A 22,351-nucleotide genomic window follows, 5' to 3' on the forward strand; every position below is an offset into this window, starting at 1 on the left:
AATGCTGATGCCTTTGTTAGGGAGCGATTTTGAACAGAGAGTTTTTATTTGGAATTCGTTGTGCAGAAGTAGAGGAAATGGAAATTGAGAACTGGCCCATTGATACCGAGGAATTTGACGAACATCATAAGCAGTTAGACGATAGAAAACTGTCTATCATGCAGGGCATTGCGACAACCATTGAACAAGTAATTGGCAGCAATTTGCACGAGAGACATAGCGACCATAAGGGAATTTATTATCGTTTGAAAAGCGCGGATAGTTATTTAGAGCTAAGAGAGAATATATTTCCGGCAGAGGAATATGAGCCGATTGAACCCGGTTTTGCTCAATATCCATTTCTGCTTTATATTTCTGAGATCGAGAACTATCCAACCTATCCAGATTATTTGGCTGCAATTCAAAAGCGACAGGACATATTCGTGAAGCTGCGAACGACAGAAGTCTAACTATGCTCCGCACCTGAGCGTCTCATTTGTGCAGCGGCACCTTACGATTTTAGCGGCATAGCTGGCCGCTGCGCAACGAAACCGGACATATTCGTGAAGCTGCGAGCCGTACCGAACTGATCGCTGGCGGCTGACCACTAATCCCGTAAACACCCTATGCGCTTTCTGACTTTGCCCCAAACCCTTGGGGCGAAGCGATGGCGTTTGCGCATTTTTATGATTTCACTTTAACAACCAAGGAAAAATAATGAGCGAATACAATGAAATAATGGAAACCAAGACTTTGGAGGCCATTGAAAGCTTCGATGATTTTGCGCGCACATTTCATGAGTACAAACAAGTTAATGATTATCGGCTTGGCAAGCTCGAAAAAGGCTCAAGCATCGATGTATTGACGAATGAAAAACTGCAGCGACTTGACGATGCGCTCGATATGCAAAAGCGCGCAATGGAACAGCTTGAATTGAAACAGGTGCGACCCGCCCTGGATGGTGGTGTCAGTCCATTGCGCTCGCTCGAACACAAGAACGCTTTTGAGAGTTATGTCCGGCGCGGGGACGAGAGCGGTGTGCGTTCGCTTGAAGCCAAGGCGCATTCGATAGGCTCGGCTTCTGATGGCGGTTATCTGGTACCTCCCGAGCTTGAAAGTGAGATCGGGGCGCGGCTGGCGCAGATATCACCAATTCGCAATATTTCCACCGTGCGACAGGTTTCTGGTTCAATTTTGAAAAAGCCGTTCTCAATCAAGGGCCCATCGGTGGGCTGGGTGAGTGAAACGGAAATCCGTCCTCAAACGGAAAGTTCCAAGCTGGCTGAGCTGCAGTTTCCGACAATGGAGCTTTATGCCATGCCTGCTGCAACTTCCTCGCTGCTCGATGATGGCGTGGTGGATGTCGAGCAGTGGATTTCTACGGAAGTGGAAACCGCCTTTGCTGAACAGGAGGGTAAGGCTTTCATCAATGGCGATGGTACCAACAAACCCCGTGGCTTCCTCACTTACGAAACAGTGGCGGAGTCTGCCTGGAGCTGGGGCAAGCTGGGCTCGCTATCGACCGGGGTTGCCGGAGCTTTCGCAGCGGCAGATGCATCGGACATTCTGCTCGATACGATCTACGCATTGAGAGCCGGGTATCGCCAGAATGCAAACTGGGTGATGAACCGCAAGACGCAGGCGGCAATCCGCAAGCTCAAGGACAAGGACGGTAATTATCTCTGGACGCCGCCCTCCACTCCGGGCGCGCAGGCATCACTTCTCGGCTTTGGTCTGGTTGAGGCAGAAGACATGCCGGATATCGCCGACAAAGCTGCGGCAATTGCCTTTGGTGATTTTTCCAGAGGCTATCTGGTCGTTGACCGGACGGGCGTTCGCGTGTTGCGTGATCCTTATTCAGCCAAACCCTATGTATTGTTCTATACCACCAAGCGTGTTGGCGGTGGTGTGCAGGATTTCAATGCGATCAAGCTGTTGAAGTTCGGCGTGTAAAGCCGGGCATTCCGGGTGGCATCCGGAGCCACCCGGATATTCTACCAATGTCGAATTGCCCGCAGGTCGAGTTTAACTAGACTTGTGCGATGCGTTTTTATCGGATCGCCCTGTTCGTTTCCATAATGGCTACTTCCGGCGGTTTTTCAGTTTGCCATGCAACAGACAGGGCAGCGCCAACTGATTTGGCCATATTTATTGAACGGTATCGGTGCCCGGTGATCGCGCGTTTGGCCACGATCCATTCAAATGCTGGTCAGGAAACAGAACTTGATCGATATTTGATCCTTTCGACCGGCCATTCGCAACGCTACGTGCAATGCAGATTCATCGATAATGACAAACGCATGTTATGCGAGGCGTCGTCCGGGTTTTTTGGCCCGAAAGAGGGGGAAGCCGGTCACTATCGTATGAGGTCGGAAGGCATCGAGGCTTTGGCAAGGCTCGGATTTTCCACCGATGGTAGCCAAGGCAATTATCAAACAATCGTCGATGGTCTCCAACCTTCGACCTATGCCAAGGTCGCTGAACTTTTGCTAAGTGCACTCTTCGACGGCCATGGCTTGTCTGCAGAAAGCCAGATCATGATCAACATGGCTCGCGATCATGAGCGCAAGATAGAGGACTGCTCGAACTTGCCGAGTGGTTGAGAGCATTCCAGGCGCGGCGATCAACGCTACGCTTCCCGATCGAATTTCCATCCTTTCAGGATTTCAAACATGACCATGACATTGATCAAGCCGCCGGCTCTTGAGCCGGTGACACTGGTAGAGGTGCGCCAATTTTTGCGCCTCGCAGACAACAACGAAGATGAGCTACTGGAGGGGTTGGTCAAAGCGGCTCGGGAGACGCTCGAAACGCAAACGGGCCTTGCGCTTATCAACCAGACTTTCCGGCTTTATATCGATCAGTGGCCTTCGCGCGGATTGATCAGGATCGGCAAATATCCCCTTCAGTCGCTGGGTCCGGTGACGGCATTTGGTGACGATGGATCGCCTTCGGTGATAGCGGAGCATGATCTGCATCTGGAGACTGCTTCACGTCCGGCACGGCTTTATATTGCTTCACGGGCTGGAAATGCCGGGGCGCTGGAAGTGGACTTCGTTGCCGGGTTCGGGGAAACGGGCAAGGATGTTCCAGATGCGCTTCGTCATGCGATTTTGACGCTCGTTGCGCACTGGTACGAATTTCGCGGCGTTTACGGCGCGGTCCAGCAGCCTGTTTCCTATCCCCCAGCCTTCGAGCGCGTAATCGGCCTTTGGCGAAAGGTATCATTGTGATGCCGACGCTATTCATTGATCCGGGCAGTCTCAATCAAGAGCTGCTGCTGGAAGAGCCTCTGGTTTCCTTTGGGGGCGTCGGAGATTTGCATGAACTCTGGAGCGAGGTCAGCAGCCTTTGGGCGCAATTGGAGCACGCTGGTGCAGGGCCGCGCATCCTTGGTGAGCAGGAACTTCCCGAAGTCACTTACCGGATCACGTTTCGGTATCGCCCGGACATTTCGAGCACCATGCGCTTTCGCAAAGGCGAGCGCGTTTTCCGCATATTGACGCTGCACGATCCTGATGAAACGGGGCGCTATCTGGTCGCCCGCGTAAGCGAGGAGGTTCAATGAAGATCGCCATGAAGCTGACGCTCACTGACTTGATCCGCACATTGCGCTGGCAGGCAATGGAGGTCGCAGAACAGGCGGTAGAGAGGACAAACAAAGCTCCTGTGCCCACTGCACAAAAAGATGACAAACCATGACAAGTGCCGCGCTGGAATTGCAAAAGGCGCTGCTGGCACGTTTAAAGGCGGACAATTCGCTCGAAAAGCTTGTCAGCGGGCGCATTTATGACCGGGTGCCGCCCAAGGCGGAATTTCCCTATGTCACGCTTGGATCATCGAACATTTACGATTGGAGCACCGCAACGGAGCGTGGCAGCGAGCACCTGTTTACACTTAATATCTGGAACAGGGCGAGCGGTCGAAAATCTGTTTTCGAGATCATGAATGTGATCGAACAGCTTCTGATGCCGCGCCAACTGGCGTTGAACGGCCACCGGCTCATCAATCTGGATTTACAATACTCACAGGCGCGGGCGGAGGATAACCGGGACGGTTATCTCGGCATGCTGCGCTACCGGGCGGTGACGGAAGAAATTCCCGCCTGACACTTAATCACCATGAAAGGAAATGCTGATGACCGCTCAAAGGGGCAGGGACATCCTGTTGAAGATCGCCAACGCTAACGGCAATTATGTGACTTGCGGTGGCATGCGTTCAAAACGATTGGCGTTCAATACGGAAACAGTGGATGTGACAGACGCCGAAGCCGTAGGCCGCTGGCGTGAACTGCTTGGCGGCAGTGCCGTTCAGCGCGCATCTATAGGTGGTTCCGGAATATTCAAGGATGCCCAGTCAGACAGTTTGTTTCGCCAGGCTTTTTTTGAAGGGGCTATTCCTGAATGGCAGATCGCTCTGCCTGCATTTGGAGTGCTGCAAGGGCCGTTTCAGATCGTAGCGCTCGAATATGGCGGCGCGCATAATGGCGAGGTCACCTTCGAAATCGCTCTGGAGTCGGCTGGCCCGATCAAATTCATGGAGATTGCGTGATGGTGAATCGGCATCGCGGTGAGATATGCGCCATGCTTGACGGGCGCGAGTGGACGTTATGTCTGACACTCGGTGCACTTGCGGAACTTGAGGCTTCATTCGGCGCGGAAGATCTGGCTGTGCTGCTCAGGCGATTTTCAGCAAGTCCTCTTTCGGCTGGCGATATCATCAAAATTGTTGCGGCAGGTCTGCGCGGCGGCGGCAATGAAATTGCTGCAAGTGAGGTTGCGCAAATGCGGACAGAAGGCGGAGTAACTGGTTTTGCCCGCATTGTCAGTGAACTCCTGAGCGCGACGTTCGGTGAATCAAAATCACAACTGCCTGCGGTAAATAATTGAAGGCTATGGATGATTGTGCCGAGCTATTTCCTTGGGCAGCGATGATGGCGGCGGGATTTGGCGTTTTGAAGCTCTCATCGCGAGAGTTCTGGGCGATGACGCCGCGTGAACTGAACGCTGCATTTTACCGACCGGAAGCGCGAACCGCACTGACACAGTTCGATCTTGAGCAAATGATGCGAGCTTTTCCAGATGAATGACAGGAAACCGATGCCTGAAGACCTGACTGTAAAAATGGATATTGATACGGGTGGACTGGACCGTGTGCTGGACGACCTGCAGAAGAAATCCGATCTGTTCGGGCGCACGCTGACAAGTTCGCTCAAAAGCGCCGCAATAAGCGGAAAAGGGCTTGATGATATTCTCAAGCAAGTTGCAATGAATATTGCGGGCATGGCTCTGAATGCAGGATTGAAGCCGCTGCAGGATATGGCATCGGGCCTTTTCTCCAGTCTGGTCGGAAGTTTCATGCCCAAGCCCGGGACATTGCAAGGACCAGTGACCATACCGGCTGACAGGCCAACTGCTTTTGCCAAGGGCGGTATTGTGAACAGCCCGACGTACTTCAACGCTGGCGGTTCACCCGGCCTTATGGGCGAGGCGGGTAGTGAGGCGATCATGCCATTGGCGCGAGGCGCGGATGGCAGGCTGGGTGTCGCGGCGCAGGGTGGCGGATCACCTATCCATGTCACTTTCAATGTGACGGCAACAGATGCGGCATCGTTCCGCAAATCCGAAGCGCAGGTGACGGGCATGCTGGCGCGGGCTGCACGCCGGGGCGCCCGGACCCTTTAAAGGATACCATATGACAGGTTTTCATGATGTCCGCTTTCCGGCGGCGGTTTCCTTTGGTGCAACCGGAGGGCCGGAATGGCGTAACGAAATTGTGCCGCTCACTTCCGGATTCGAACAACGAAACGCGCGCTGGTCACAGTCACGGCGGCACTATGATGCCGGGACAGGTCTCCGATCCCTGGCTGATCTCGAAGAGGTGATGGCATTTTTCGAGGCTTGCAGGGGTTCACTGCACGCCTTCCGGTTTCGCGATCCTTTCGATCACCTCTCGTGCAAAACAGGCCAGAAAGTGGCTGCAACAGATCAACTGCTTGGACATGGCGATGGACGCGGCGCTGTATTCCAACTGGTCAAGCACTATGGTGACCATGCAAGGCCGATCACCAAGGTCGAGAGCGCGCGCATTGCTGTAGCAGGGGTGGAGCAGCGCGAGGGCGTAGACTTCATTATCGAAATGATTACGGGGAAAGTGGTTTTTCAGCCCGGAAAAATCCCCCGTCAGGACGCAAAAGTGACGGCAGGCTTCCGCTTCGATGTACCGGCAAGATTCGATACGGACCGCCTGATGATCAATCTCAAATCGTTCAATGCGGGCGATATTCCATCCATTCCCATCATTGAGGTAAAAGCATGAGCTTCATACCGGCAGCACTTGAATCACATCTTTCAGGAGAAGTAACAACGCATTGTTTTTGCTGGATCATTCGTCGCAAGGATAAAATGGTGCATGGCTTCACTGATCATGACAAGGCAATAGTCATCGACGGCATACCGTGTGAACCGCAGACGGGATTAAGCGCCAGTGAAGCAACGAGCGCTTTGGGTTTGAGCGTTGATACGGCGGAAATCGAAGGGGCGCTGTCATCGCTTTCCATCTCTGACAGCGATATTGAGCGTGGGGCATTTGATGGCGCGTCGGTAGAAACGTTTCTGGTAAACTGGGCAGCACCGGAGCAGCGGGCCTTACTACGATCATCCCGGATTGGCACGATCAGCCGTTCGGGTGGGCGTTTTGTAGCTGAACTCAAAAGCAGTTCCGTCGATCTCGACAAGATCAGTGGCCGTCGAATAACCCGGCAATGCGATGCGCAGCTTGGTGACAATCGGTGCGGCTATAAAAACGCCGCGCGACAGGGTACGGTAATCACAGTCATCTCGGATCGCGAGATCGTGGTCACGGGCTTGCAAGCACCTGACGGAAAGTGGTTCCGCAATGGAGCGATGGTTTGGGCGAACGGCAGCACGAATGTTGTGCTGACACATCAACCCTATGGTGAAGGCACTCGCCTGAGCCTGCGGGACTCGTCAATTCCAGACATCAAACCAGGCGATACATTTGTGCTTGATGCAGGCTGCGACAAGAGTTTCACCCAGTGCAAGACGAAGTTTGGCAATGCTGCAAATTTTCGCGGATTTCCGCATCTGCCCGGCAATGATGCGATTTACAATTTTGCCGATGGCAAGGGCAACTTTGACGGCGGGCCGTTGGTACCATGACTATTGCACAGGAAGTTTTAACCGAAGCCCGGCTGTGGGTCGGTACACCATACCGTCACCAAGGTACCAAATGTCAGGTAGGGTGTGACTGTCTCGGGCTTGTGCGCGGGATATGGCGTGCCTTGTATGGACGCGAGCCACAGGAAATCTCCACCTATTCCCCAGATTGGGCTGAAGCGGGAAACGGCGATCCGCTGCTGGAGGCAGCGCGCCAGCATATGATTTCCAAAACTCGGGAAGAAGCCGTACCGGGAGACATGCTTGTGTTCCGCTGGAGAGATGGAACTGCCGCAAAGCATGTGGGGATATTGGCCGGTCCCGATCACTTCATCCATGCTTATGAGGGGCACAGTGTCATGGATTCTGCCCTTATCCCGCAATGGCGAAGACGCATCGCTGGTGTATTTGCGTTTCCTCCCAAAGTTTGAAGCATTTGGCGTAAAGGGTTGATGTTATGGCGACGCTTGTTCTGACCACCGCTGCAACCGCTATTTTCGGCTCCGGAACTTTTACAGCGGCCGTTGCTACAGCTGCTGCATCAGTGGGCGGCTATCTGATCGATCAGGCACTGTTCGGCCAAAAGCTCGAAGGTCCGCGCATGGCCGCGATGCGGCCAATGACAGCGGAGGAGGGCGCAGCGCTTCCAAGAGTGTACGGAGCAGCACGGGTATCAGGCACCTTGATCTGGGGAACCCGGTTCGAGGAGAAAAAAACCAAAAAACGCCAAGGCGGAAAGGGTGGGCAGAAGGTTACCGAATATTCCTATTTCGGCAACTTTGCGATTGCAGTTGCGGCAGGACAAATAAGCCTCATCCGCCGCATATGGGCTGATGGCAAGGAATATGATCAGACGCGGGCTACGATCCGCATCTATTGCGGCACTGAAAACCAACTACCGGACCCTTTGATTGAAGCCAAGCAAGGCAAAGGCAATGCACCGGCATTTCGTGGCACCGCCTATGTTGTATTCGAGCGATTCCCGCTCGACGATTTTGGCAATCGCATACCGCAGTTCCAGTTTGAGGTGGTCAGGGCGATCGGCGCAGTTGCGAACGGCCTGAAAGCCGTCGCTTTGATACCCGGGTCTACCGAGTTCGGCCTCTCACCCAAGCTGGTGACCAATGAACGTGGAAAAGGGCAGACGGATGGTCTGAACCGTAATTGCCTGAGAGGCCACACAGACTGGCAAGCATCCATGGATGAGTTGCAGGGGCTCTGCCCTTCGGTTGAGCATGTGGCCATTGTGGTGCCTTGGTTTGCAGCAGATTTGCGTGCCGGTCATTGCAAAGTGCGGCCCGGCGTCATGGATCGCAAACAGAATAATGAAAGTGAGGTATGGCGGGCAGGTGGGATAGGCCGCTCAGAAGCGCATCTTATATCGCGCAATGAAAAAGGCGTGGTCTATGGCGGCACGCCATCCGATGAAAGCATTATTGCTGCTATCCAGAATGCCAAGGCGCGAGGGCTTGGCGTCACGGTTTACCCTTTCATCATGCTTGACATTCCGAGCGATAATCAGCTTCCAGACCCTTATCGGGCAGAAAATCAGGCGACGCATCCTTGGCGGGGACGCATTACCTGCCACCCGGCACCTTACCATGCAGGCAGCGTCAACAAGACTGCGGTGGCATCCAGCCAGATTGCCGAGTTTCTGGGAAAAGCCAAGTCTGCTGATTATCAGATCAGGAACGGAAGCATACTTTATCAGGGCAAGGGCAATGACTGGGGTTATCGCCGTTTCATACTCCATCTCGCTTATCTGAGCCTTTGCGCGGGTGGTGTGGATGCATTTATTCTTGGCTCTGAACTGCGAGGCCTCACCATGGTGCGAGGGGCAGGCAATGTGTTTCCTTTTGTTGACGGGCTTTGCAGCCTCACCGCAGACGTGCGCAACATTGTGGGACCGGGATGCAAGCTCACCTATGGCGCTGACTGGTCCGAATATTTTGGGCACCACGCGCAGGATGGATCAGGCGATGTCTATTTTCATCTTGATGCGCTTTGGGCACATCCCGCAATCGACGCAATCGGAATTGACAATTACATGCCGCTCAGTGATTGGCGCGACGAGGATTATGGCGTGCCCAATCCTGATGGCTTTCCCACGCCTTATGACTTGCCAGCCTTGAAAAAGCATATTGCTGCCGGAGAGGGCTTCGACTGGTATTATGGCTCTCCAAATGATCGAACCATGCGGATACGCACCCCTATTACGGATGGTTCAGGCAAGCCATGGGTGTATCGCTACAAGGATCTGGCATCATGGTGGGCGAATGCACACTATCATCGCATCGGGGGCGTCGAGCAGAAATTGCCAACTGCTTGGAAGCCCGGTGCCAAGAAAATCTGGCTGACAGAACTTGGTTGTCCCGCTGTCGACAAGGGGCCGAACCAGCCCAATGTCTTCCCCGACATGAAATCGTCAGAAGGCGCATTCCCATATTTTTCGGATCAGGGCAGAAATGATCTGGCGCAAAATCGCTACCTGCGTGCTCATTTCGCTCATTGGGCGGAACATGCCGGAACAATGCTTGATAAAGGCCGGCTCTATGTCTGGGCATGGGATACGCGGCCTTATCCGGAATTTCCGCTGAACCGGAAATTGTGGTCCGATGGCGATAATTGGTCATGTGGTCACTGGCTGAATGGCCGACTGTCGGGTGTGGAACTCGATGAATTGATAGCTGCCATTCTGCATGATCATGGAATTTCTGATTTTGACACGTCAGGTGTCGATGGATTTGCCGATGGCTATATTCTGGATGAACCGACCAGTGCTCGGGCGGCCATTGAACCATTGCTTGCGGTTTACGGAACAGATGCATTTGAAAGCGGCAAAACGCTGGTCTTTCAAAGTAGAAACCGGACAGACCTTCAAACCCCGATAATTGAAGAGTTCGTCGAGCTGCAGGATGGAGGGCCGCTGACATGGCAGTTGACGGAAGCTATGGAGCAGCCGGAACGTATCGAGCTGGCCTATCGCGACCCGATGCTGGATTATCAGGCAGCAATGGCCTTCGCCGGGCGAACGGATGGCAAGGGAACTGAAAGCATTGGTGTAATGGCCATGCTTCACAGTAGTCAGGCCAAAATGCTGGCGGAAGAATGGATGCAGGCACGCAGGGCCTCAAGGCGATCAGTCACATTCGAGCAACCGTGGAGGCAGGCAGGTTTGAAGGTCGGAGACAGGATCAGGGTTACCGATCCGCGTGACCCCAGTCTAGCCGGTCGCTATGTCATAACTTCGATTGAAGACGGGGCGACAAGGCGTCTGGAAGCTCGGGCCGTGCCGCAACATGTACGTTATCCCAGTCAGGCAGAGCTGCCTGCGCCAGCCGATAGCGACAACCTGATCCGGGGCAGGCCATATTTCCATCTGGTGGACTTGCCCATGTGGCCGGGAATAGAGCGTGCCAACGATCAATTCCGGATCGCTGCATTTTCCAGGCCTTGGGCAGGTGTGAGCGCATTTGCATCGCCGGAGGAGTCTGGGTTCGAACAGCGCGTTACATTGGGTGATAGCGCCATCATGGGAGAATTGACGGAACCGTTGGCTGGTGGACCAAGCGGTCGCTGGCTTTACGATCAAGCGCTTACTGTCAAACTTTACGATGGTGAATTGAGCTCTGTAACGCAGGCCCAGGTTTTCAATGGCGCGAATACCGCACTTATTGGAACCGCCGACGGGGAATGGGAATTGCTGCAATTCCTTAATGCGGAAGAAGCCAGCAGTGATGTTTGGCGGTTAACCGGACTTTTGCGCGGTCAATGCGGTACGGAACGTGAGGCGCTGCATCTGAAAAATGGCGGAGCGCCTTTCATTCTGCTGAATGAGGCCATCGCTCCAGCGGGCTTGAAGCCCCAGGAAGCCGGGCTTGAGTTAAGCTGGCGCATCGGTGCATCCGGTGAAGAGTTTTCCGATCAGTTCTATCGCACGGAAAGGCATGACGGTGGACTAAGAGCCCTGCAACCATTGGCTCCGGTCCATATCCGCACGTCAATGCATGGCAATGGAGACATGGCAATCAGCTGGGTCAGGCGCGGACGCATAGATGCCGATAGCTGGCTTTCTGCGGAAATTCCGCTGGGCGAAGATCGCGAGGCCTATCAGGTAGATATCATTTTCGAAGAAAGGGTTGTGCGTTCTGTTGAGGTTACCGCGAGCGAATGGATGTACGGCATTTCAGAGCGGCAGAAGGACCTTGGCAATCCTGCAGCCGCATTTAACATCAACATAGCCATGATTTCTGCCGCTATTGGGCGGGGCCACGAAACCAGCTGCAAATTATTTCCAGCATCTTTTTGATCAGACAATTTATCAGAAAAGGAATTTACAATGACCAATGAAAAATCCTGGTTCGCTTCCAAGACCATCTGGGCATCAATTGCAACCATTGGCCTTTCTTGCTCCGGCTTCCTCAGCGGCACGCTGGAAAGCGTCGATCAGGCATCGATTTCGGAAACAATGATAGAGTTTTTGACTGCAATAAGTGGCGTCGTGGCGCTTTTTGGGCGGATTAGTGCGACAACGCTCATTTCACGTAAAGAAATATGATGTTAAAAGGCGTGAACCTGTGGCAATTGTAGCTGCGGGACACCAACTGTTCATTCATCGTTCAGACAGCAATCGATAATAATGACAACATGATGAAACACTTACTCTTCTCCTTGCCCCTAGCGGGTTTGATCTCGGGCGCCGGCGTCGTCTTCGCCGGTCCTGCTTTGGCTGCGGATTGCTCGGCGGTGGGGCAGCAGGTAGCGGACTCGCAGGGTGGCACCCTGGCGCGTGCAACATCTGTTGTTCAGAACGGCAAAGAGGTCTGCGTGGTTGTCGTTCTTGTTCCCGGCAAGGATGGGGAGCGCCCGCGGCGTGTAGAGGTTGCCGTACCGGCAAACTGAACTTAGAAGCCCGCAAGGAAAGTCCTGCATGAGAATACTTGTCGTCGAGGATGATCGCGACCTTAACCGTCAGCTCGTTGATGCGCTGACGGAGGCTGGTTATGTCGTCGACAAGGCATTCGACGGCGAAGAGGGTCATTTCCTTGGCGATACGGAGCCATATGATGCCGTTATTCTGGATATAGGCCTGCCGCAAATGGATGGGTTGACCGTACTGGAAAAATGGCGCCGTGACGCGCGTATCATGCCTGTGCTGCTGTTGACTGCCCGCGATCGCTGGAGCGACAAGGTTGCCGGCATTGATGCAGGCGCAGATGACTATGTTGCCAAGCCATTCCACATCGAGGAAGTTCTTGCGCGTCTGCGGGCACTTATCCGCCGCGCCGCCGGACATGCTTCATCTGAAATTTCCTGCGGTCCGCTGCGTCTGGATACCAAGACCTCCAAGGCGACAGTCAACGGAACCACACTGAAACTCACATCCCACGAATTCCGGCTTTTGTCCTATCTGATGCACCACATGGATGAAGTCGTATCGCGCACTGAACTGGTGGAACATCTTTACGATCAGGATTTCGATCGCGACTCAAACACGATTGAAGTGTTTGTCGGGCGGTTGCGCAAGAAAATGGGTATGGATCTGATCGAAACCATTCGCGGCATGGGTTATCGTATCAAGTCGCAAGACAGCAAGGCTTAGGCCTTTAAATAAGGGCAATGCGTGGCAATCCGGTTGAGAAATTATCTCCCAAGCTTGCGATCCCTTTCGTTACGGGTCATCACGCTCTCGACTCTTTGGACGATTATCTCTTTCATCGCCATTGCCACGATCATATCAACGCTCTACGGCGAAGCGCGCCTGAAGAGCTTCGAACAATTGCTTTCAGCCCACCTTTTCAGCGTTATTGCTTCTGTCAGTGTTAATGACGGGACATTGGCGGGGAGGCCTGATCCCGGCGAAGTGCGATATTCGAGCCCGCTTTCAGGTTGGTACTGGTCGGTAGAGCCTGCGGCTGACAATCTGAAAGGATCGTTACGTTCTGTTTCTCTCGGAGAACGCAATATCGATTCGCCTTCCACTTTGAATGTTCCCTTCGATACATCGTTCCAGCGTCGCTATTCGGAGGATGGACCTAACGGTCAGCAGTTGTCGGTCGTCGAAACTGAAGTGGTCCTTGATGCGGAAAATCGCGTAGCCCGCTTCAGGGTAATGGGAAATTTGAGCGAGGTTGAAGGTGAGATCGCCGATTTCCGTTACACGCTTTACTTTTATCTCGGTATTTTTGGACTTGGCGGAACGCTGATCAACGCCGCTGTCATTCTGTTCGGTCTGCGCCCGCTTGATCGCGTACGCCGCTCTCTTGGCGATATCCGGGAAGGCAAAGTTACGCGGCTTGACGAAGACCTGCCCAATGAGATCGCCCCGCTGGCCCGTGAGATGAATGCGCTCATCGATAATAACCGTCGCATCATGGACCGCTCCCGCACGCAGGTTGGCAATCTCGCGCATTCGCTCAAGACGCCGCTATCCGTTCTTGTCAATGAGAGTCGGGCAATTGGTGGGACGGAGGGCCGTATTATTGCCGAACAGAGCGCGGCGATGCAGGTTCAGGTTCAGCACTATTTGCAGCGCGCACGGGTAGCAGCCCAGCGTGACAGCGTTGTATTTCGTGCACCTGTCACCCCCATACTGGAAAGGCTGGTGCGTGTGACCGCAAAGCTCAATCCTGGTATGGATGTCCAGTTCAATAATTACATGGATGACGCGATCTTCGCCGGTGAACAGGAAGATCTTGAGGAAATCGTCGGTAATCTGCTGGAAAACGCTGGAAAATGGGGCCGCGCGATCATCAGGCTGACCCTTGCCCGCGTGGATAGCGGGTTTGAGATTAGCGTTGACGATGACGGACCGGGCCTTGCCGCCGATCAGATTCAGGATGCGCTGGCTCGTGGTAAAAGGCTGGACGAGACCAAACCGGGTACCGGGTTGGGCCTGTCGATTGTCAATGATACCGTTCGGGAATATGGCGGAACCTTACGGCTCGAACGCAGTTCTGCACTTGGCGGATTGAGCGCCAGACTGATTTTGCCTGTCGCTGCCAGCTGAATCCAGCTTGCAAGCGACCGTCCAATCGGGCCATAAAGGCCTGTAACATTTATATTTGAAAACGAGCCTGTGATGAAGTTCCAAATTGCCATTCCTCTTCTCGCCGTCATTGCGCTGGCTGGTTGTACAACGACATCCGGCGGTAAAACCGATGGCGGGACATTGAGCAGATGGACCGGCGGATCGAAGCAGCCTGCAAAGACAAGCGTGCTTGCAGCCCTTGGCAATGGTCTTGTCGGGAATGCTTCGCTTGAGCCTGATGACCGCAAGCGAGCACTCCAGGCCGAGTATCAGGCACTTGAATATTCTCCTGCCGGTAAAGTCGTTGAGTGGAAGAACAATGGTAGCCGCTCCGGCGAGGTTGTTGCAGCGCAACCTTATCAGGTCGGTTCGCAGAATTGCCGCCAATACACGCACACCATTCGGATTGATGGCACGCCCCAATCCGCACGTGGCACCGCATGCCGAAATGACGATGGCAGCTGGACTCCTTTATGAGTGCCAGCAGCGATATTTGCGGCGAATTGCCCTATCAATAAATTGCGTTTGGATTTTGGATAAGCGAGAGTCTATGTCTCACGCATGATTTTCTGGATTTCCGCCGCATTCCTGACCGTTGTCGCAACGCTGCTGGTGCTTTTGCCGCTGACGCGGCGTACGAAAGCATCGTTGTCAGACAACCAGCATGACGTTGAGGTCTATCGCGACCAGTTGCGAGAGCTGGAGGCTGACGAACAGCGTGGTCTCATCGATCCTGTTGCAGGTGAACAGGCGCGGGCCGAAATCGGACGTCGACTGTTGAAATCGGCAAAGGCCGCCGCCGTGGACGAGCAGATTGTTCGCCCGGTAAAAAGCGCGACGCGCGAATGGATGACGCTCATCACGGTCATCGCAATTCCCCTCATTTCATGGGCTCTGTATGCGAGTATTGGCAACCCGGATTTGCCAGGTCAGCCGCTGGCGGAAAGACTGGCGCGTCCAGCCGAGCAAAGCACACCTGAGGAATTGGTGGCGCGCGCTGAAGCGCATTTGACGCTTAATCCGGATGATGGTCAGGGCTGGGAAGTGCTCGCGCCAATCTATCTGCGTATGAACCGGCCCGCAAATGCCGTGACTGCATATCAGAACGCGATACGCCTAAATGGTGATAGTGCGGCGCGGCAACTCGGTCTGGGACAGGCTTTGGTGGCAGAGGCGGGCGGCAAGATCACCCCGCGCGCCGAAGAGGTGTTCAAAAACGCATTGGCGCTTGATCCCAAAGACATGCGCCCGCAATTTTATATCATTGATGGCTGGATGCAGCAGGGTCGGCTGACTGAGGCACGCGATCTTATCCGCAAACTGCTGGTCGAAGCGCCGCTGGATGTGCCGTGGCGTGATCAGGCGCAAGCTGCACTGACAAAACTTGATACCGAGATAAATGGCGATGCGCCTGATGTCAGCGATGTTGACAAGGGCAGCCCGGATCCTGAGCAAGTGCAGGCAATGATGGATGCTGACAGCGAAAGCCGCGCTTCCATGATCGAAGGCATGGTTGCCAGCCTCGCATCAAAACTTGAAAAATCTCCCGATGATGTTGAAGGCTGGGAACGGCTGGTCCGATCCTATGTGGTTCTCAACCGCCCCAATGATGCCATCGAAGCGCTGGATCGTGCAAAAAAGGTACTAAGCGCCGAGAAGATGGCGCAGCTTGATGCTGTCGCCGATGATCTTGGGTTAGCTTACGAGCCGGAGAAGGATTGATGACGCGCAAGCAAAAGCGGCTTTCGGTGATAGCTGGTGGTTTGGCTGTGCTGGGGCTTGCCGCTGCGCTGGTCCTGTTTGCCTTGCAACAGAAGATCGCATTCTTCCGCATGCCTTCCGATATTCAGGCTTCTGATATCCAGTCACAATCACGCTTTCGCCTGGGTGGGCTGGTGGAAAAAGGCACAGTCGTGCGCGGCGAGGGAACCAAAATCAGCTTTTCCGTAACAGACAAGATCAAAAGCGTTCCAGTCACCTATGAAGGCATCTTGCCGGATCTTTTCCGTGAAGATCAGGGTGTAGTCATTGAAGGCAGTTTCTCGCCGGGTGGTGCATTTGTTGCCGATAGCGTGCTGGCGAAACATGATGAAAACTATATGCCGAAGGAAGTTGCCGATAGCCTGAAAGCAAAGGGCATCTGGCAGGAGGAGAGCAAGAAGCCATGATTGTCGAGCTTGGACATTTTGCGCTGATACTCGCTCTTGCCTTATCCATTGTACAATCCGTGCTTCCGGTTCTGGGTGCCCGGCGCAATGATGACAAGATGATGGCTGTGGGCGTGCCTGCTGCCTTTACTGTTCTCGCGCTGGTCGCGATTTCCTTTGCTGCCCTGACAAGCGCCAATGTACTTTCCGATTTTTCGGTCCAGAACGTCTTCGAAAACTCGCATTCACAAAAGCCGCTGCTTTATAAGTTCACTGGCGTATGGGGCAATCACGAAGGCTCAATGCTGCTATGGGTGCTGATCCTCAGCTTTTTCACGGCGCTGGTTGCCTTCTTCGGCAATAATCTGCCGCCGTCGCTCAAAGCCAATGTGCTTGGCGTTCAGGCGTGGATAGGTACAGCTTTCCTTACTTTTATCGTCGCCACGTCAAATCCCTTCGCACGTCTCAATCCAGCGCCAGTCGAAGGCCGCGACCTCAATCCGATCCTGCAGGATATCGGTCTCGCCATTCATCCGCCCTTGCTTTATCTCGGATATGTCGGCTTTTCCGTCTGCTTCTCCTTCGCTGTAGCTGCTCTAATCGATGGCCGTATTGACGCGGCTTGGGCGCGCTGGGTTCGTCCATGGACGCTTGTCGCCTGGGTGTTCCTCACCGGCGGTATCGCCATGGGTTCCTACTGGGCCTATTACGAACTCGGCTGGGGCGGCTGGTGGTTCTGGGACCCTGTCGAAAACGCATCCTTCATGCCATGGCTGGCAGGTACCGCATTGCTGCACTCAGCGCTGGTGATGGAAAAACGCTCTGCGCTGAAAATCTGGACCGTTCTGCTCGCGATCCTCACCTTTTCGCTCTCGCTATTGGGCACGTTCCTTGTTCGCTCTGGCGTACTGACTTCGGTACATACCTTCGCCACTGATCCCGGCCGCGGTCTGTTCATCCTTGCCATTCTGGTGATTTTCATTGGCGGTTCGCTGGCGCTCTTTGCATGGCGTGCCCAAAACCTCGCCCCCGGCGGTCTGTTTCAGCCGATTTCGCGCGAAGGTGCGCTGGTTTTCAACAATCTGTTCCTGACGACTGCTACGGCAACTGTTTTGATCGGAACACTGTATCCGCTGGTGCTCGAATTCCTGACCGGCGAGAAAATCTCTGTTGGTGCGCCGTTCTTCAATCTCACCTTTGGTCCACTGATGATCCCGCTTCTGGCGGCGGTGCCTTTCGGCCCGCTGATGGCATGGAAGCGCGGTGATCTTCTGGCTGTTGCACAACGCCTGATGACAGCATTTTTCATTGCGCTGCTTGTTGTGGCTGCCGTACTTTACCAGACATCGGCTTCCGGCGTGCTTGCCGCTTTCGGCATCGGTCTTGCCGTCTGGCTCATGCTGGGTGCGCTGACCGATCTCGCCCTCAAGGCAGGTATTGGTAAAGCCGGCATAAGCGTGGCATTCCAGCGCCTCATGGGCCTGCCCCGTTCGGTTTTCGGCACGGCGTTTGCCCATTTCGGCCTTGGTATTACCTTGCTCGGCATTGTAGCAACAACCACATTTGCCACAGAAAGCGTGCTTGTCATGAAGCCGGGCGAGAGCATCCGGGCAGGCGGCTATACCCTGCGCTTCGACGACATCAAACCGTTCAAAGGCTCGAATTTCACCGAAGAGCAGGGTAACTTCACCGTCATGACCGATGAGGGGGAAGCTGTCGTGGGCCTGATGGCGGCCAAGCGCTTTTTCCCCGTGCGTAACATGCAGACGACAGAGGCTGGCATTCGAACCTTCACCTTCAGCCAGCTCTACGTTGCTCTTGGTGATGCCGCGCCCGATGGTGGTATTGTCGTTCGCATCTGGTGGAAGCCGCTGGTTACGCTTATCTGGCTCGGAACTGTTTTCATGATGGCCGGGGGCTGTCTCTCCCTGCTTGACCGGCGCTTGCGTATTGGCGCTCCTGCCAAAGGCAAGACAGCACGCGCGACAGCTAAAGCGAGGGTAGCGGCATGAGGCTCGCCCGCACCGCAATGGCTGCCTTGCTTTGCCTGTTGGTTTGTATCGGCAGTGCCTTTGCGCTTTCGCCCGATGAAATGCTCACCAATCCTGTTCTGGAAAAACGCGCGCGCATCATCTCGGCAGAGGTGCGCTGCATGGTCTGCCAGAATGAATCGATTGACGATTCAAATGCTGACCTTGCCCGCGATTTGCGGGTGCTTGTGCGCGAGCGTCTTGTTGCCGGTGATACGGACAGCCAGGTGCTGGATTTTCTGGTCGCGCGTTATGGCGAATTTGTTTTGCTCAAGCCCAGACTGCAACTCAGCACACTTATCCTATGGGGCTTCCCGATAGGCGCTTTGATGGCCGGCGCCATTGCAATAGCCGTGTCGATCCGTCGTCGTTCCACTGCTTCAATCGAGTCGGAGCCACTCTCTTCCAGTGAAAAGCAGCAGCTGAAAAAGCTCATTGGAACGATCGAAAAATAAACAAAAGCGGAAAAACTTTATACTTTAGTATGAGTATATTATACTAAGGTATAATATAAATCTTCGTATAAATGAAAATTTACACGAAGAAAGATTATTTTTACTGTTGTTTTTTTCAATTTACACCGCTATGAAACGATCCATTGACGGCGGTAGTGATTTAGTTCCGGCACGGCGCATTAGCCTTTCCAAGTAGAAAATCCCGCATTTGTCTTTTGTTTGATTAAACACAGTAAGAAATTTCTGTGAACGCATCTTTGTAAGTATTTTTTGACATTCACTTCTTCAAGTTTTGTAAAATTAATAATGAGCGAGATTGAAATGACGAAGGTTACAGCAGGTATTTTCAGCACCAATTCTTCTCCCAAGGCTGCGCGTTTTGCAGGCAACTGGCTGGCGGGGGCGGCAGAAAGCCGCTCCGCCCGCCGCCGCCTCAATGCCATCCTTCGCCTTGCCTGCCGCACGCTTGGTTTGAAGCGTGGCAAGGGTCTCGGCATGTTGGGTGTGGCTGCTGCTGTGGTGGTTGGTCTGGCTTCGCCGGTAATGGCTCAGACTACCGCTGGGCCAGTGATTGCTTCTTCGCCGCAGATTGGGTTGGAAGCCAAGCCAGTGCCTGCTGGCAGCTTCAGGCTACCTGACGGTTTTGCATTTGTCGACGCTACTAATAGATCAAGCTTACTTGAATTCACTGTGCATGCGGGTGCCATCATACGTTCATCTGGTCAGGTCCAGCATGCGCCGTTTCAATTTGTTCCGACTAACGTGATTTTGGAGAAAGATTATACATTTTTAAGTGGGGAGGGGGTTTTTCCTGCTGGTACAACATTTGATGGTCCTGTTACAATGGCAGCTGGTACTGAAACAGGCTATAAAACTTGGTTTCCTAAAGGTACCGTTTTCCCTCTAGGTACTGTGCGAGATAGTGGCAAAAACCCCATCCCTGGGATTACGCCAGGTGTCCCCACAAGTGAAGCTGTTGTAGTCAATGGACTAATATTTCCAAAGAAAGATAAGCTCCAACCTGGCCTAGACACCCGGTTTTCTCAAATCAAGATCAATACCGACGCCAACAGCAAGCCGGCACAAACGAGCACTGACGTTCCCGGCGACATCGCCATCGGTTCCGGTGCTATTGCTAAAGGTAAGATCGGTGCGGATGTTCCCAATCATCCTGAAGCAAAATATCATTCTGCCACAGCGATTGGTAAAAATGCTAGCGCCGAGGGGGATGATGCCGTAGCCATCGGAAGCCTTGCTTGGGTGAAGGGAGATGAAGGTCTTGCTTTGGGTGGGAATGCCGTTGTCGATAAAGATAATAGCGTCGCGCTTGGGGCGGGGGCGAATGCTTTCCATAAAAATAGTGTGGCATTAGGACATGTTTCCGTTACCGAGGATGTCCATTCTGTTGGCAACGACGTGACCCTGAACGGTAAGTCCTATACAATAGGTTCCCATGGTATGGGGGTTGTGAGTATCGGATCGAAGCGCTTCGGCCCATCCCGTACGCGCCAGATCATCAATGTAGCACCCGGCGTTGTTGCACCGGGCAGCACGGATGCAACCAATGGTGAGCAGCTTCATGTTGCCTATGACAGCATCAATGAGCTTGGAAAGACGGTCAAGGATCAGGGCGACAGGCTGACGGCGGCTGAAGGCACCATTGCAACGCAAGGCAGCAAGATCGGTGCCTTGGATAAAACCGTAACGGATCAGGGCGACAGGCTGACGACAGCTGAGGGCGCACTGAAAACACAGAGTGATACTCTTATCACACATGGCAAGCAGATCGGTGATCTCAAGCAGGAATTGAACGCTGGTAAGACCGGACTTGTGCAGAATGATCCGACGGGCAAAGAAATTAGTATTGGGGGAGATTCAACTGCCAAGACGGTGGACTTTAGCGGTAAAACTCCCCAGCTTGATGCCAATGGCAATCCGGTGAAAGATGCCAATGGCAATACGGTCATGATTGATGCGGATCGTACGCTGACCGGCGTTGCTCCCGGCGTTAAGCCGAATGACGTGGTCAACAAGGGCCAGCTTGATGGCGTTGAAAAGCAGGCTGCTGCTGCACAGGAAGCGGCTGACAAGGTCAAGCTGACGGCGGATGCTTCGGCCAAGCAGATCGGCAATCTTGAAACATCGGTCAAGGATCAGGGCGATGCCCTCAACGTACATAACAAGCAAATCGGTGCATTGCAGAAAAATGCACTTCTGCATGACGGAACTGCTTATAATGCCAACCATAATGGTACAAAGAGCCGGATCATCAATGTTGAGAATGGTGTTGATGTCAGTGATGCGGCCACTGTGGGTCAGTTGGATGATCTCAAGCAGTCACTGAGCGCCGGCAAGACCGGACTTGTGCAGAACGATCCGACGGGCAAGGAAATTAGCATTGGTGGAGATTCAACCGCCAAGACGGTGGACTTTGGCGGCAAGACCCCGCAGCTTGATGCTAATGGCAAGCCAGTACTTGATGCGAATGGCAAGCCGGTTCTTGTGGATGCTGATCGTACACTGACTGGCGTTGCTCCCGGCGTTAATGCAAATGATGCGGTCAACAAGGGCCAGCTTGATGCGGTTGTTGAGGCTTCAAAGGCAATCGGCGGTTCAATTGCCGGTGCACTTGGCGGCGGTGCGACGATTGACAAGGATGGCAAGGTCACGTTGCCGACATTGAGCCTTACAAGCCTTGGCAATGATGCCAGCGGCAAGCCGGTTACTCAGCCAGGCACAATCGTCGATGGGCTGAATGCTGTGGATGCGGTAGTCAAGGGTCAAGGTGACAGGCTGGCGACGGCTGAAGGCGCGCTTACCGCGCAGGGCAACAAGCTGACAGCGGCAGAAAACACGCTGAAAACACAGGGTGATGCGCTTGCCATACACGATAAGCAAATCGTTGCATTGGCGAAAAATACACTTCTGCATGACGGAACTGCTTATAATGCCAATCACAATGGTGCCAAGAACCGGATTATCAATGTCGAGAATGGTGTTGATGTCAGTGATGCGGCCACTGTGGGTCAGTTGGATGATCTCAAGCAGTCACTGAGCGCTGGTAAGACCGGACTTGTACAGAATGATCCGACGGGTAAGGAAATTAGCATTGGCGGAGATTCAACCGCCAAGACGGTGGACTTTGGCGGTAAAACTCCTCAGCTTGATGCCAATGGCAATCCGGTGAAAGATGCCAATGGCAATACGGTCATGATTGATGCAGATCGTACACTGACCGGCGTTGCTCCCGGCGTTAATGCAAATGATGCGGTCAACAAGACTCAGCTTGATGGCGTTGAAAAGCAAGCTGCTGCTGCACAGGAAGCCGCTGATAAGGTCAAGCTGACGGCGGATGCTTCGGCCAAGAAGATCGATGCCCTTGACACGACGGTCAAGGATCAGGGCGGTCGTTTGACTGCGACTGAGGGAGCGCTTACCACACAAGGCAAGCAGATCGGCGACCTTGAAACGTCAGTCAAGGATCAGGGTGGTCGTTTGACTACGGCTGAGAACACGCTGAAAACACAGGGTG

The 22,351-nt window shown here is 53.8% G+C and carries 25 protein-coding genes; all 25 read left to right on the forward strand.

What is annotated here, in order from left to right; all coding sequences use genetic code 11:
• Window positions 1-29: 29 nt before the first annotated feature.
• Window positions 30-449: a hypothetical protein gene (locus PMI41_RS17010; protein WP_008126873.1), complete on the forward strand. Its 420-nt coding sequence runs from the start codon at window positions 30-32 to the stop codon at window positions 447-449.
• A gap of 247 nt (window positions 450-696) precedes the next feature.
• Window positions 697-1,932 (forward strand): phage major capsid protein, encoded by a 1,236-nt coding sequence (locus PMI41_RS17015; protein ID WP_008126875.1) that lies wholly within the window; start codon window positions 697-699, stop codon window positions 1,930-1,932.
• Window positions 1,933-2,021: 89 nt separating this feature from the next.
• Complete coding sequence (locus tag PMI41_RS24355) at window positions 2,022-2,582, forward strand: hypothetical protein (protein ID WP_008126876.1); 561 nt, start codon at window positions 2,022-2,024, stop codon at window positions 2,580-2,582.
• Between the two features lie 69 nt (window positions 2,583-2,651).
• Window positions 2,652-3,212: a phage head-tail connector protein gene (locus tag PMI41_RS17025; RefSeq protein WP_008126878.1), complete on the forward strand. Its 561-nt coding sequence runs from the start codon at window positions 2,652-2,654 to the stop codon at window positions 3,210-3,212.
• Window positions 3,212-3,547: a phage head closure protein gene (locus tag PMI41_RS17030; protein WP_008126880.1), complete on the forward strand. Its 336-nt coding sequence runs from the start codon at window positions 3,212-3,214 to the stop codon at window positions 3,545-3,547. The genes PMI41_RS17025 and PMI41_RS17030 overlap by 1 nt, the downstream gene beginning before the upstream one ends.
• On the forward strand, window positions 3,544-3,681 hold the full coding sequence (locus PMI41_RS25100) for a hypothetical protein (protein ID WP_008126882.1): 138 nt from the start codon (window positions 3,544-3,546) through the stop codon (window positions 3,679-3,681). Before PMI41_RS17030 ends, PMI41_RS25100 begins: the two co-directional genes overlap by 4 nt.
• The gene (locus tag PMI41_RS17035; protein ID WP_008126884.1) at window positions 3,678-4,088 is read left to right on the forward strand and encodes a DUF3168 domain-containing protein; all 411 of its coding nucleotides are present in this window, start codon (window positions 3,678-3,680) and stop codon (window positions 4,086-4,088) included. The genes PMI41_RS25100 and PMI41_RS17035 overlap by 4 nt, the downstream gene beginning before the upstream one ends.
• 28 nt (window positions 4,089-4,116) lie before the next feature.
• On the forward strand, window positions 4,117-4,530 hold the full coding sequence (locus PMI41_RS17040; RefSeq protein ID WP_008126886.1) for a phage major tail protein, TP901-1 family: 414 nt from the start codon (window positions 4,117-4,119) through the stop codon (window positions 4,528-4,530).
• On the forward strand, window positions 4,530-4,868 hold the full coding sequence (locus PMI41_RS17045; RefSeq protein WP_008126888.1) for a gene transfer agent family protein: 339 nt from the start codon (window positions 4,530-4,532) through the stop codon (window positions 4,866-4,868). The genes PMI41_RS17040 and PMI41_RS17045 overlap by 1 nt, the downstream gene beginning before the upstream one ends.
• A 5-nt stretch (window positions 4,869-4,873) precedes the next feature.
• Window positions 4,874-5,068, forward strand: coding sequence for a rcc01693 family protein (locus PMI41_RS17050; protein WP_040855588.1), 195 nt, complete (start codon window positions 4,874-4,876; stop codon window positions 5,066-5,068).
• Window positions 5,061-5,663 carry a phage tail tape measure protein gene (locus PMI41_RS17055; protein WP_244423967.1) on the forward strand — a complete coding sequence of 201 codons (603 nt, stop codon included), beginning with the start codon at window positions 5,061-5,063 and terminating at the stop codon, window positions 5,661-5,663. The genes PMI41_RS17050 and PMI41_RS17055 overlap by 8 nt, the downstream gene beginning before the upstream one ends.
• 10 nt (window positions 5,664-5,673) lie before the next feature.
• Window positions 5,674-6,297 (forward strand): DUF2460 domain-containing protein, encoded by a 624-nt coding sequence (locus PMI41_RS17060; RefSeq protein ID WP_008126891.1) that lies wholly within the window; start codon window positions 5,674-5,676, stop codon window positions 6,295-6,297.
• On the forward strand, window positions 6,294-7,160 hold the full coding sequence (locus tag PMI41_RS17065) for a DUF2163 domain-containing protein (protein WP_008126894.1): 867 nt from the start codon (window positions 6,294-6,296) through the stop codon (window positions 7,158-7,160). The genes PMI41_RS17060 and PMI41_RS17065 overlap by 4 nt, the downstream gene beginning before the upstream one ends.
• Window positions 7,157-7,588: an NlpC/P60 family protein gene (locus PMI41_RS17070; protein WP_008126896.1), complete on the forward strand. Its 432-nt coding sequence runs from the start codon at window positions 7,157-7,159 to the stop codon at window positions 7,586-7,588. Before PMI41_RS17065 ends, PMI41_RS17070 begins: the two co-directional genes overlap by 4 nt.
• Window positions 7,589-7,614: 26 nt before the next feature.
• On the forward strand, window positions 7,615-11,466 hold the full coding sequence (locus PMI41_RS17075; RefSeq protein ID WP_008126897.1) for a glycoside hydrolase/phage tail family protein: 3,852 nt from the start codon (window positions 7,615-7,617) through the stop codon (window positions 11,464-11,466).
• A gap of 30 nt (window positions 11,467-11,496) precedes the next feature.
• Window positions 11,497-11,715 (forward strand): hypothetical protein, encoded by a 219-nt coding sequence (locus PMI41_RS17080; RefSeq protein ID WP_008126898.1) that lies wholly within the window; start codon window positions 11,497-11,499, stop codon window positions 11,713-11,715.
• Window positions 11,716-11,804: 89 nt separating this feature from the next.
• Entirely contained in the window at window positions 11,805-12,059 is a 255-nt protein-coding gene (locus PMI41_RS17085; protein ID WP_008126899.1) for a hypothetical protein, read from the forward strand.
• Window positions 12,060-12,087: 28 nt separating this feature from the next.
• Window positions 12,088-12,759 (forward strand): response regulator transcription factor, encoded by a 672-nt coding sequence (locus tag PMI41_RS17090; protein WP_008126900.1) that lies wholly within the window; start codon window positions 12,088-12,090, stop codon window positions 12,757-12,759.
• A gap of 105 nt (window positions 12,760-12,864) precedes the next feature.
• Window positions 12,865-14,166, forward strand: coding sequence for an ATP-binding protein (locus PMI41_RS17095; protein ID WP_040855633.1), 1,302 nt, complete (start codon window positions 12,865-12,867; stop codon window positions 14,164-14,166).
• Between the two features lie 72 nt (window positions 14,167-14,238).
• Window positions 14,239-14,664, forward strand: a complete 426-nt coding sequence (locus PMI41_RS17100) for a hypothetical protein (RefSeq protein ID WP_008126902.1) — start codon at window positions 14,239-14,241, stop codon at window positions 14,662-14,664.
• Between the two features lie 84 nt (window positions 14,665-14,748).
• Window positions 14,749-15,909, forward strand: coding sequence for a c-type cytochrome biogenesis protein CcmI (gene ccmI, locus PMI41_RS17105; protein ID WP_008126904.1), 1,161 nt, complete (start codon window positions 14,749-14,751; stop codon window positions 15,907-15,909).
• Complete coding sequence (gene ccmE, locus PMI41_RS17110) at window positions 15,909-16,355, forward strand: cytochrome c maturation protein CcmE (protein ID WP_008126906.1); 447 nt, start codon at window positions 15,909-15,911, stop codon at window positions 16,353-16,355. Before ccmI ends, ccmE begins: the two co-directional genes overlap by 1 nt.
• Window positions 16,352-18,346 (forward strand): heme lyase CcmF/NrfE family subunit, encoded by a 1,995-nt coding sequence (locus PMI41_RS17115; protein WP_008126908.1) that lies wholly within the window; start codon window positions 16,352-16,354, stop codon window positions 18,344-18,346. The genes ccmE and PMI41_RS17115 overlap by 4 nt, the downstream gene beginning before the upstream one ends.
• Window positions 18,343-18,819 carry a cytochrome c-type biogenesis protein gene (locus tag PMI41_RS17120; RefSeq protein ID WP_008126910.1) on the forward strand — a complete coding sequence of 159 codons (477 nt, stop codon included), beginning with the start codon at window positions 18,343-18,345 and terminating at the stop codon, window positions 18,817-18,819. Before PMI41_RS17115 ends, PMI41_RS17120 begins: the two co-directional genes overlap by 4 nt.
• 321 nt (window positions 18,820-19,140) lie before the next feature.
• The coding region (locus PMI41_RS17125) for a hemagglutinin-like protein (protein WP_008126912.1) at window positions 19,141-22,351 on the forward strand (3,211 nt) is incomplete at its 3' end.

It is taken from the genome of Phyllobacterium sp. YR531, from assembly GCF_000282595.1.
Classification (GTDB): domain Bacteria; phylum Pseudomonadota; class Alphaproteobacteria; order Rhizobiales; family Rhizobiaceae; genus Phyllobacterium.

Bases quoted from the DNA above. Each gene is read 5' to 3' on its own strand.
- PMI41_RS17015 (WP_008126875.1), top strand. From the start codon at position 697: ATGAGCGAATACAATGAAATAATGGAAACCAAGACTTTGGAGGCCATT.
- PMI41_RS24355 (WP_008126876.1), top strand. From the start codon at position 2,022: ATGCGTTTTTATCGGATCGCCCTGTTCGTTTCCATAATGGCTACTTCC.
- PMI41_RS17025 (WP_008126878.1), top strand. From the start codon at position 2,652: ATGACCATGACATTGATCAAGCCGCCGGCTCTTGAGCCGGTGACACTG.
- PMI41_RS17030 (WP_008126880.1), top strand. From the start codon at position 3,212: ATGCCGACGCTATTCATTGATCCGGGCAGTCTCAATCAAGAGCTGCTG.
- PMI41_RS25100 (WP_008126882.1), top strand. From the start codon at position 3,544: ATGAAGATCGCCATGAAGCTGACGCTCACTGACTTGATCCGCACATTG.
- PMI41_RS17035 (WP_008126884.1), top strand. From the start codon at position 3,678: ATGACAAGTGCCGCGCTGGAATTGCAAAAGGCGCTGCTGGCACGTTTA.
- PMI41_RS17040 (WP_008126886.1), top strand. From the start codon at position 4,117: ATGACCGCTCAAAGGGGCAGGGACATCCTGTTGAAGATCGCCAACGCT.
- PMI41_RS17045 (WP_008126888.1), top strand. From the start codon at position 4,530: ATGGTGAATCGGCATCGCGGTGAGATATGCGCCATGCTTGACGGGCGC.
- PMI41_RS17050 (WP_040855588.1), top strand. From the start codon at position 4,874: ATGGATGATTGTGCCGAGCTATTTCCTTGGGCAGCGATGATGGCGGCG.
- PMI41_RS17055 (WP_244423967.1), top strand. From the start codon at position 5,061: ATGAATGACAGGAAACCGATGCCTGAAGACCTGACTGTAAAAATGGAT.
- PMI41_RS17060 (WP_008126891.1), top strand. From the start codon at position 5,674: ATGACAGGTTTTCATGATGTCCGCTTTCCGGCGGCGGTTTCCTTTGGT.
- PMI41_RS17065 (WP_008126894.1), top strand. From the start codon at position 6,294: ATGAGCTTCATACCGGCAGCACTTGAATCACATCTTTCAGGAGAAGTA.
- PMI41_RS17070 (WP_008126896.1), top strand. From the start codon at position 7,157: ATGACTATTGCACAGGAAGTTTTAACCGAAGCCCGGCTGTGGGTCGGT.
- PMI41_RS17075 (WP_008126897.1), top strand. From the start codon at position 7,615: ATGGCGACGCTTGTTCTGACCACCGCTGCAACCGCTATTTTCGGCTCC.
- PMI41_RS17080 (WP_008126898.1), top strand. From the start codon at position 11,497: ATGACCAATGAAAAATCCTGGTTCGCTTCCAAGACCATCTGGGCATCA.
- PMI41_RS17085 (WP_008126899.1), top strand. From the start codon at position 11,805: ATGATGAAACACTTACTCTTCTCCTTGCCCCTAGCGGGTTTGATCTCG.
- PMI41_RS17090 (WP_008126900.1), top strand. From the start codon at position 12,088: ATGAGAATACTTGTCGTCGAGGATGATCGCGACCTTAACCGTCAGCTC.
- PMI41_RS17100 (WP_008126902.1), top strand. From the start codon at position 14,239: ATGAAGTTCCAAATTGCCATTCCTCTTCTCGCCGTCATTGCGCTGGCT.
- ccmI (WP_008126904.1), top strand. From the start codon at position 14,749: ATGATTTTCTGGATTTCCGCCGCATTCCTGACCGTTGTCGCAACGCTG.
- ccmE (WP_008126906.1), top strand. From the start codon at position 15,909: ATGACGCGCAAGCAAAAGCGGCTTTCGGTGATAGCTGGTGGTTTGGCT.
- PMI41_RS17115 (WP_008126908.1), top strand. From the start codon at position 16,352: ATGATTGTCGAGCTTGGACATTTTGCGCTGATACTCGCTCTTGCCTTA.
- PMI41_RS17120 (WP_008126910.1), top strand. From the start codon at position 18,343: ATGAGGCTCGCCCGCACCGCAATGGCTGCCTTGCTTTGCCTGTTGGTT.